This is a genomic window from Collinsella intestinalis (assembly GCF_902501455.1).
In the GTDB taxonomy this organism is placed as follows: Bacteria; Actinomycetota; Coriobacteriia; order Coriobacteriales; family Coriobacteriaceae; genus Collinsella; species Collinsella intestinalis.
Genome location: NZ_CABWIC010000007.1, coordinates 826,626 through 836,450, shown reverse-complemented (window position 1 = coordinate 836,450; position 9,825 = coordinate 826,626). Strand labels below are relative to the sequence as shown.

Sequence of the window (9,825 nt, the reverse complement as noted above, 5' to 3'; positions counted from 1 at the left end):
AGCTGCCCGCGGGCAAGGTCCTCGCCGGCTGGAAGTGGACCGGCGACTCCGACAAGAACCTCATCCCCGGCGACTACAAGGTCGAGGGCGAGTCCGCGAACGTCGAGGCCGTCTTCGCCGACGCCGCAGTTGATGTCGCCTCCCATGCCGTGACCTTCCACGCCGAGGACGGCACCTTCCTCCAGACCGTCGAGTACAAGTCCGACCAGGCCTTCGGCCTGTTCTCCGAGGGCATCGCCCCCGAGAAGGACGGCTACGAGTTCGCCGGCTGGACCTACGGCGACGACGCCCACACCCCCGTCAAGGCCGATGACGTCGTGACCGGCGACTGGCACGTCTACGCGTCCTACGTCAAGAAGGACGCCCCCGTCGCCTCCCATGCCGTGACCTTCCACGCCGAGGACGGCACCTTCCTCCAGACCGTCGAGTACAAGTCCGACCAGGCCTTCGGCCTGTTCTCCGAGGGCATCGCCCCCGAGAAGGACGGCTACGAGTTCGCCGGCTGGACCTACGGCGACGACGCCCACACCCCCGTCAAGGCCGATGACGTCGTGACCGGCGACTGGCACGTCTACGCGTCCTACGTCAAGAAGGACGCCCCCGTCGCCTCCCATGCCGTGACCTTCCACGCCGAGGACGGCACCTTCCTCCAGACCGTCGAGTACAAGTCCGACCAGGCCTTCGGCCTGTTCTCCGAGGGCATCGCCCCCGAGAAGGACGGCTACGAGTTCGCCGGCTGGACCTACGGCGACGACGCCCACACCCCCGTCAAGGCCGATGACGTCGTGACCGGCGACTGGCACGTCTACGCGTCCTACGTCAAGAAGGACGCCCCGCAGGCCAAGGTTTTCAAGGTTACCTTCTGGGACGGTCTCACCTGGACCGAGGACGCTGTTGTCGAGGTTGAAGAGGGCAAGACTGTTGCTGCTCCGACTGATCCCGCGTGCGAAGGCTTTAAGTTCGAGGGCTGGTTTGTTGATAAGGCCCTTAAAGAGGCCTATGACTTCTCTGCTCCTGTGAATGGCGATATGGTTCTTTATGCTAAGTGGTCGAAGACTGCTGAGGCGCCTAAGGACGAGCAGAAGCCTGTCACTCCCAGCGATAAGAATGCCGGTTTGCCCCAGACTGGTGATGCTTCCATGGTCGCCATGGGCTTCGCTGCTGCTTCCGGTGCCGTTCTTTCCGCTGCCGGTTACTTCTCCTCCAAGCGTCGTAAGCACTAGTTCGTGCCGACGTCTGCCCTATGGGCATGAGTGGGAGCCACTTTTGTGGCTCCCATTTTTTTATAGACGGGAAGCAATTGCAGGAATGGAAGCGGTCTACCTATCTTTTGTGATAATCAAATTTGGTCAGTCTTTTGGGGCCGCTATTGGCTATATCAAGCTGTGGGAAAAATGGGGCATTGCGATATGGGGCTGAAATCTTATGCATACTCTTTTCTGAAATGGATGCTTGCTTTAGCGTTCGTCTTTGCTATTTACATGTTTATCCAGGTCGTGGTGGCGGGTTTTGGCGGAACCGTGATCGGCGTTATCGCCGCGTTGGCCTCGGGAGATTCCGAATCGTTCATGGAAGGCGCCGCGCTCGATAACGCCATCCTGATGCTCGGCGTCGCGGCCCAGCTTGTTGTTATCGCCGTGTTTCTGCCATGGTGGCGGTGCATGCGTCCCGCCTCGTTCGTCGCCCGGCGCGAAGCGGTTGCGACCAATGACGTCTCGTTTGCCAAATCGCTCGCCTTGCTACTGGTGATAGGTGTCTCGGCGCAGTTTTTCGTGGGTGGCATTCTGGAGATCGTCGAATTGCTGTTCCCTGAGGCCATGGCAGAGTACTCCGAGTTCATGGAGGATACGAGTGTCGGGGTCTTCGCCATCGTCTCTGCGCTGTCGATCGCGGTGCTCGCGCCCATCAACGAGGAGATCGTATGCCGCGGCGTCATGTTCGAGTACGCCATGCGGGCGATGAGCCCCGGCTGGAATGTGACCGACGGCGCACGTTACCGTGCCGTCTCAGCACGGGCGTTTTGGATCGCCAACACGCTGCAGGCGCTCGCGTTCGGCGTGCTGCACATGAATCTCATCCAGGGGGGCTACGCCTTCGTGCTCGGGGCCGTCCTGGGCTGGGTGTTTTGGCGCACGGGCAAGCTTCGCTACCCGATCATCCTGCACTTCGCGATGAACGCCTCGTCGTATTTGGTCGAGCCCCTGTACCCCTTGCTGAGCGCCGTGCCGACGGGGCTCGTCATCGTGTTCGCCGCCGTGATGTTCGCATTGGGAATAAGGGGGTTCGGCCGGCTCTGGAGTTCGTCCGATGTGCTGGATTCCATTGAGAGGCCACAGGATGTGGCGGCGGTACAGGGCATTTTGCCCGTGGAGGGCGAGGTCGGGGACCGCCCGACTCCGCCCGACGGATATCTTGGTTAGCGCCCCCGTGTCGCCGCGCCGTTAATGCCGGTTCGCGCCTTGGCGTCCCTGTGCGGCGCGGTTTCGGGCGTGCGGGTTCGTTCCCGCGGCGCTCTTTCCGGTGGCGCGTCCGCCTGGCTTGCCGGGGTTGGGGCGCCCGTTCTGCTTGGCGCCCGTCCGTCCGCTTGGCATAGTTGCGCCCTTCTTTCCGGAGCGTGCCGCGGCGCGGCGCTCGGCGCGATTTTGGGGCTGCGTGGCGGCTTTGCCGTCCTCGTGCCTGCTCGTCGCTCTTTTGGACGTGCCGTTGGCGGGCTTGCCCGCTCCTGATCCGACCTGCTTCTTTCCGCCGCCTGCGCCCGGCTTGGGCGGCACGGGACGGATGAGGCACTTGGAACCGTAGCCGATGAGGTCCTCGCGCCCGGCTTTGCGCAGCGCCTCCTTCACCAGCTTGTAGTTCTCGGGCTTGCGGTACTGGATGAGCGCGCGCTGCATGGCCTTCTCGTGCGGATCGCGCGGGATGTAGACCGGCTCCATGGTGCGCGGGTCCACGCCCGTGTAGAACATGCAGGTGCTCATGGTCGAGGGCGTGGGATAGAAGTCCTGCACCTGCTCGGGCATATAGCCCATGTCGCGCACGGCCTCCGCCAGCTCCACGGCCTCTTTCATGGTCGAACCCGGATGGCTCGAGATGAGGTAGGGCACCACGTATTGCTTGAGGCCGTACTCCGCGGAGAGGCGCTCGAAGCGCTCGACGAACGCGTCGTAGACCTCACGGCGCGGTTTGCCCATCACCGAGAGCACCGCGTCGCTCACGTGCTCGGGCGCCAGACGCAGCTGCCCGCTCACGTGGTGCTGTAGAAGTTCGACCAGGAACTTGTCGCTCGCATCGGCCATGGTGTAGTCGAAGCGGATGCCGCTGCGCACGAAGACCTTCTTCACGCCGGGGATCTGGCGCAGGTCGCGCAGCAGCTCGGCGTAGGCATCCTCGTTCGTGTCCATGTTGCGGCAGACGTTCGGCCACAGGCAGCGGCGGTTCTTGCAGACGCCGTGGGTGAGCTGCTTTTTGCACGCGGGCTTGAAGAAGTTCGCCGTGGGGCCGCCCACATCGTTGATATAGCCCTTGAACTCGGGGTCGTGCGTGAGCGCCTCCGCCTCGCGCATGATGCTCTCGCGGCTGCGCACCTGCACCATGCGGCCCTGATGGAAGGCGAGCGCGCAGAAGGAGCACTCGCCAAAGCACCCGCGGTTGCTGGAGATGGAGAAGCGGATTTCGTCGAAGGCCGGAATGCCTCCGGCCACGTCGTAGTCGGGGTGCCAGTGGCGCGCGTAGGGCAGCTCGGCTACTTCGTCCATCTCACGTTCGGTGAGGGGCGCCGAGGGTGGGTTCTGCACCACGTAGACGCCGTTGGGATAGGGCTCCACCAGGCGTCCGCCCGTGATGGGGTCCATGTTCTGTTGTTGGATGTTGAAGGAGCGCGCGTAAGTGAGGCGGTCACGCTCGAGCTCGTCCCAGGAGGGGAGCAGTTCGTAGTCGAAGACGTTGTCCAGCGCCCCCGCGCCGCTCGTGCGGTAGACCGAGCCGTTCACGAAGGTGATCTGGTCCACGGGCAGTCCGCCGTCGAGCGCGTCCGCAACCTCGACGATCGAGTGCTCGCCCATGCCGTAGAGCAGGATGTCGGCGCCGGAGTCGAGCAAGACGGAGCGCTTGAGCTTGTCCTGCCAGTAGTCGTAGTGCGCGAGGCGGCGCAGGCTCGCCTCGATGCCGCCGATGATGATGGGCTTGTCCTTGAAGGTGCGGCGGATGAGGTTGCCGTAGACCGTGACGGCGCGGTTGGGACGTGCGCCCGCGCGTCCGCCGGGGGTGTATGCGTCCTCGTGGCGCGGCTTCTTGTTGACGGTGTAGTGGTTCACCATCGAGTCCATGTTGCCGGCCGAGATGAGAAAGCCCAGGCGCGGTTCGCCGAGCGCGGCGATGCTCGCCGGATCGGTCCAGTCGGGCTGGCAGATGATGCCTACGCGGTAGCCCGCATGCTCGAGCACGCGGGAGATGATCGCCATGCCGAAGCTCGGGTGGTCCACATAGGCGTCGCCGCAGATGTAGACGAAGTCGCACTGGTCCCAGCCCCGTGCCTCCATATCGTCGCGCGAGACGGGGAGGAAGGCCTCGCGGCCGGGGCGCCCCTTGGTGCCCGGGCAGCGGGCGGGAGTGGAGGTGTGCTTGGGTTTGGGGCCCTTCGGGGCTGCGTGATTCTTGGGCGGATGCTTGGGCATGCTGCTCGCTTTCATAGTGGTTGATCACGTCCAAGCATACGCCATGCTCGCCATTGGTCGCGGTCGTGCGGCATGCGTCAATCTATAAACCAGAACCACGCGCGGTGTGGGCAGGATGCCGGCCGTTTTCGCCTCGAGCGCGGTTCTAGACGTTGGGCGTCTTGAGACGATCGAGCGCCGCCGGGAGTTCGTGGAGGGTGGTCAGTACCTCTGCGCACAGGGCGCGTATCTCGGGCGTGGGCTCGTTGTAGTCGGGGACCATGATCGTGCGCATGCCGGCCGCGGCGCCTGCTCGCACGCCGTTGAAGGAGTCCTCCACGGTGACGCACCGTGTGGGTTCGACGCCAAGGTGGTCGGCGGCGACGAGGTAAACATCGGGGGCGGGTTTGTGATGCTCGATGTCTTCGTCGAAGACGGCGGCGTCGAACAACTCCATGAGACCGAGGCGCTCCATGCTCGTGATGGCTCGGTCACGCACGCTCGAGGTTGCGAGCGCCACGGCGAGCCCCCGCTCGCGCACCGCGGCGACCGCCTCGGCGGCTCCGGGCTTGAGTTCGAGTTCGTCTTCCCAGGTTGCGTCGAAGATCTCGTGACGGCGATTGAAGAGGCGCTCGGTGAATGCGGGATCGCCGAATTCATCGTCGATCATCTTCATGGCGTTGGGGATGCTGCATCCCACGAACGCGTGCAAGATACGCTCGGGAATCTCGATGCGGAAATCCTGCGCGGCTCGCCGCCATGCGGCCTGGCTCACACGCTCCGTGTCGATAAGGGTGCCGTCCATGTCGAAGATGACTGCCTGCATATGTGGGTCCTTTCGGGAAATTGTCTGGCAGCATGGTATCAGGACGGGGTGCGGTCCACGTTTGGCGCGAATACGCGGTGGCCGCGGCTGCGGGATGCGGGGAGGGTGAGGTTTTTCGTACTCAAATCTGGAAAAGCCAGGTACACCTTGAAAGGGCATAGCTCTGACCAGTCCTTTTGTCCGTCATGAGCGGCGATGTATTTCAAAGAATGAGAAAACGATACGAAAAACCTCACCCTCCCCGCGGGATACGCGGTTTCCGAGCGTTTCCGCAAGGGGGTCTTCCTACAGCAGCTCGCCGTGGACGCGGACGTAGAGTGCCTTGGCGATGCTCGTGAGCAGCAGGTAGCCGATCATCGTCGCGGCGAGGACTCCGAAGAACGCACCCGGCAGCGGCACCAGGTCGAGAGCCGCGTTCACGCCCGGAACGTAGGGCATGGCGGTCACCAGGCCCACGCCCAGAACCGTGAGGGCGGTGAGGGACGCGGCGGGCTTGCTCTGCACAAAGGGCAGGCGCTCGGTGCGCAGCAGGTGGATCACGAGGGTCTGCGTCCACATGGACTCGACGAACCAGCCGGTCTGGAAGACGAGCGCGAATAGGGCGCGCTGAGCGGGATCGGTGAGGGCGTCCCAGGGTGCGCCCACCACGAGCGGGCACACGACCCAGAACATCGCCGCAAAGGTCAGGATGTCGAAGATGGAGCTTACGGGGCCGATTTTGAGCATGAAGCTCACGATGCCGCGTGCGTCCCAGGTGCGCGGGCGGGCGAGGAACGACTCGTCGACGCGGTCCCAGGGCAGGGCGGTGCAGCTTACCGTGTAAGCCATGCCGAGCAGGAGCAGCTGCAGCGCGCTCATGGGCAAAAACGGCAGGAACGCGGCGGCGACGAGCACGGAGAGCACATTGCCGAAGTTGGAGCTCGCGGTGGTCTTGATGTACTTGATGGTGTTGCCGTAGGTGCGGCGCCCCTCGACGATGCCGTGGGCGAGTACGGTGAGATCCTTCTTGAGCAAGATGATGTCGGCGCTCTCCTTGGCGACGTCGACGGCGGTGTCGACGGAGATGCCGCAGTCGCTGGCGCGCATGGCGGCTGCGTCGTTGATGCCGTCGCCCATGAAGCCCACGGTGTGCTTGCCGTGTGTGCGCAGGACTTCGACGATGCGGGCCTTCTGCAGCGGGGAGAGCTTGGCGAAGAGCCCCATACGCTCGACCTGTTCGGCGAGCTCGTCGTCGCTGAGCAGGTCGACGTCGGCCCCGGTGAGCATGTTGCGGGCGTCGATGCCGACCTGCTCGCAGACGGTCGCGGCCACGGCGGCGTTGTCGCCGGTGAGCACCTTCACGGCCACACCCAAATCGCCGAGCTCCTTTACGGCTGCCTTGGCGCTTGCCTTGGGCGGATCGAGGAAGGCGAGGTAGCCGATGAGCGTCATGTCATGTTCGTCATCGGCGGTGAGGTCGCGAGCCGGCACGTCGTTTCGCTGGGCCACGCCGACCACGCGCATGCCGCGCTCGTTGAGGCCGCGGACGCGGTCGAGAATCTGATCGGCCTGTCCATCGGTGAGCGGCAGGACCTCGGTCCCGACCTCGACCGTGCTGCATACGTCGATCATCTCCTCGACGGCTCCCTTGGTGATGAGCTGGTGCTTTCCGGCGGCGTCTTCGACCACCACGCTCATACGGCGACGGTCGAAGTCGAAGGGAATCTCGTCCACCAGGCGCCAATGGTTGCGCGCACCGGCGATCGTTGCGGCCTCGGGGGAGGTCCGCACGCCGCCCTCGCCCGCTCGGGCGTCCATGCTGCGGCCGCCGGCGGCAAGGGCCTCGGCGCGCTCGATGATGGCCTCGTCCATGAGGTTGCGCAGACCGGTCTGGAAGACGCTGTTGAGATATGCGTGACGGAGCACGCGGTCGCTGGGCGCGCCCAGCACGTCGAGATGGCGCTCGAGCACGATCTTGTCGCGCGTGAGGGTCCCGGTCTTATCGCAGCACAGGACGTCCATGGCGCCCAGGTTCTGGATGGAGGAGATCTCCTTGACCACGACGTCCTTCGCGCGCATGGCCTCTGCGCCGCGCGCGAGGCAGGTCGTCACGATGACCGGAAGCATCTGCGGTGTGATGCCCACGGCGACGGAGATGGAGAACAGCAGCGCGTCGAGCCAATCGCCCTTGGTGAGGCCGCACAGAACGAACACGATGGGGCACATGACGAGCATGAACCCCACGAGCACGCGGGAGACCGACGCCACGCCGGCGTCGAAGCTCGTGGCGGTCGGGCGGGAGTCGAGCGCGCTTGCGATGCCGCCCAGGTAGGTGCGCGCACCGGTGGTCACGACGACGCCCGTGCCCGAACCGCTCTGCACGGTGGTGCCTGCGAAGGCGAAGTTCTCGCAATCGTCGATGAGCAGTGCCCGTCCGACGGGGTCCTCGATGGCGGCGGGGGTCTTCTCGACGGGGTCGGATTCGCCGGTGAGGGCGGCCTGGGTGAGGAACAGGTTCTTGGCCGAGACGATACGCAGGTCGGCGGGGATGATGTCGCCCGCGGCGAGCTCGATCAGGTCGCCGGGGACCACGTCCGCCAGCGGGATCTCTGCAGCTCCGGTGTCCTCACGCATGCAGCGGCAGGTGATGGAGACGAGGCCCTTCAGGGCGTCAGCCGCGGCGGCTCCGCGGGTGTCCTGCCAAAACGAGATGCCTCCGGAGATGAGGACCATGACGCCGATGATGATGGCGGTGGAGGGGTCGGCCTCTCCGGGTGCGGCGAGGTAGACGTTGGTGTACAGCGAGATTGCGGCGAGTGCGAGCAGGATGAGGGTGAACGGCGTGAGGAACGCACGGGAGAGGCGGGCGGAGAGCGGGTCGTGATGCTCGGGGGCGATGATGTTGGCACCGTGCACCGAGCGGATGCGATGGGCCTGCTGCTCGGTGAGGCCGTGCTCGCCGGTGCCGAGCAGGTCCATGACCTCAGCGGCATCCAGGCATCCGATGTGCGCGATCTCGGGGTCGAGTCCCAAGGTCCGCTTCGCCGCTGCAGCCGAGCTCACGTTGTGGCGAACATGCGAGCTCACGCTGCCGATGACGCGGTGGATACCGCCGCGCACGCGGCTTCCGGCCATGTGAAGGCCTGTTCCGATTCCGGTGGTCTTGATACGGTCTATGTGCTTCATCCAGGTCATGAGGCACCTCCTTGACGTTGCCCCGACGTTGCCGGGTGTGTGGTCGAATAGGGGGAGATGCGCCCATGCAGGCATGGGTCGATCGCGGCGATCGCCGCGAGGACATCGATTCAGTTGCGTCGCGATGGCGGATGGCGTCCGTGCGTCCGTTATGCCTGGGGACTTATCGTCCAGTCAGAAGGTGTGAAAGCGGTCCGCGGGCGCCGTCATGGCGCAATCGGGGTTTGCTAGCCTGCTGGGCACAGCTACTGGCAGGATGGTCCATGACGCACCTCCTTTTCGGTCGCGGCCGGGGCCTTCTTCGAGATTCGCACGCTAGTGTAGACCGCCCGTTGGAGCTGTCAAGCGCGATCTCAGTCTAATCCACAAATTGGGTAGGTTTGTAAAGAAGGCGTTAAGTGCCTCAATTTGGGGAGACGGTCTCAAAATTGAGGTTCGGCATGGCATATGCTGTACAAGATTTCCGTTGGCCGATGTGAGGGGGAAGGGCGCATGGAGCGCGCGAAGCAAGTATCCGAGTCGATCGAGCTCGGCGTCATCCTGGCGTTGGTCGGTGGCTTCATGGACGTGTATTCCTACGTCGGTCGCGGCGGCGTGTTCGCCAACGCGCAGACGGGCAACATCTTGCTCGTCGGCGTGCACATCTCCGAGGGCAACATCCCCCTCGCCATGCATTTCCTCTTGCCGGTCCTGTGCTTTTCCGTCGGCATCATGATGAGCGACTTGGTGCATGAACGGTTTGTCAGCGTCTTGCATTGGCGCCAGCTCACAGTCTTGGTCGAGGCTCTCATCTTGCTCGGTGTCGGCCTGCTGCCCCCTGAGCACAACATGCTCGCCAACGGTCTCACCTCGCTCGCTTGCGGCATGCAGGTCGAGAGTTTTCGCAAGATCCGCGGGCGTGGCATTGCCACCACCATGTGCATCGGCAACTTGCGCAGCGCTCTGCAAAACGTCGACGACTACATCATCACGCATGAGCGCGGCTTCCTGGTCAACGGGCTTTTGTACTTCGGCGTGATCACTGTGTTCGTATGCGGTGCCGTGCTCGGCAACTGGAGTCTCGAGCGATTCGGGCTCTCGGCCATCGGCATCTGCTCGCTACTGTTGCTCGCGGCGTTCTTCATGATGTTTTCCGACCGCGAGGCTGCGGGGGAGTGCGAGGCAGCGGGGAAGTAG

General features: G+C 64.2%; 6 protein-coding genes. 3 read left to right on the top strand and 3 right to left on the bottom strand.

Annotation, left to right across the window (positions count from 1 at the left end; translation table 11 throughout):
* Together AOBCEHNH_RS05095 and AOBCEHNH_RS05090 are read left to right on the top strand one after the other, a co-directional pair.
* The coding region (locus AOBCEHNH_RS05095) for an InlB B-repeat-containing protein (protein ID WP_152063394.1) at positions 1-1,223 on the top strand (1,223 nt) is incomplete at its 5' end.
* 171 nt (positions 1,224-1,394) lie between these two features.
* Positions 1,395-2,420, top strand: coding sequence for a CPBP family intramembrane glutamic endopeptidase (locus AOBCEHNH_RS05090; RefSeq protein ID WP_226803274.1), 1,026 nt, complete (start codon positions 1,395-1,397; stop codon positions 2,418-2,420).
* Between the two features lie 21 nt (positions 2,421-2,441).
* Here AOBCEHNH_RS05090 and AOBCEHNH_RS05085 read toward each other — a convergent pair whose 3' ends face one another.
* From AOBCEHNH_RS05085 to mgtA, 3 genes are all read right to left on the bottom strand, one after another.
* Positions 2,442-4,670, bottom strand: coding sequence for a YgiQ family radical SAM protein (locus AOBCEHNH_RS05085; RefSeq protein ID WP_226803272.1), 2,229 nt, complete (start codon positions 4,668-4,670; stop codon positions 2,442-2,444).
* A gap of 145 nt (positions 4,671-4,815) precedes the next feature.
* The gene (locus tag AOBCEHNH_RS05080; protein WP_152063393.1) at positions 4,816-5,475 is read right to left on the bottom strand and encodes an HAD family hydrolase; all 660 of its coding nucleotides are present in this window, start codon (positions 5,473-5,475) and stop codon (positions 4,816-4,818) included.
* A 285-nt stretch (positions 5,476-5,760) separates the two neighbouring features.
* Entirely contained in the window at positions 5,761-8,649 is a 2,889-nt protein-coding gene (mgtA, locus tag AOBCEHNH_RS05075; protein WP_152063392.1) for a magnesium-translocating P-type ATPase, read from the bottom strand.
* Between the two features lie 492 nt (positions 8,650-9,141).
* Between mgtA and AOBCEHNH_RS05070 the strand changes: the two genes are divergently transcribed.
* Positions 9,142-9,825 (top strand): YoaK family protein, encoded by a 684-nt coding sequence (locus AOBCEHNH_RS05070; RefSeq protein ID WP_152063391.1) that lies wholly within the window; start codon positions 9,142-9,144, stop codon positions 9,823-9,825.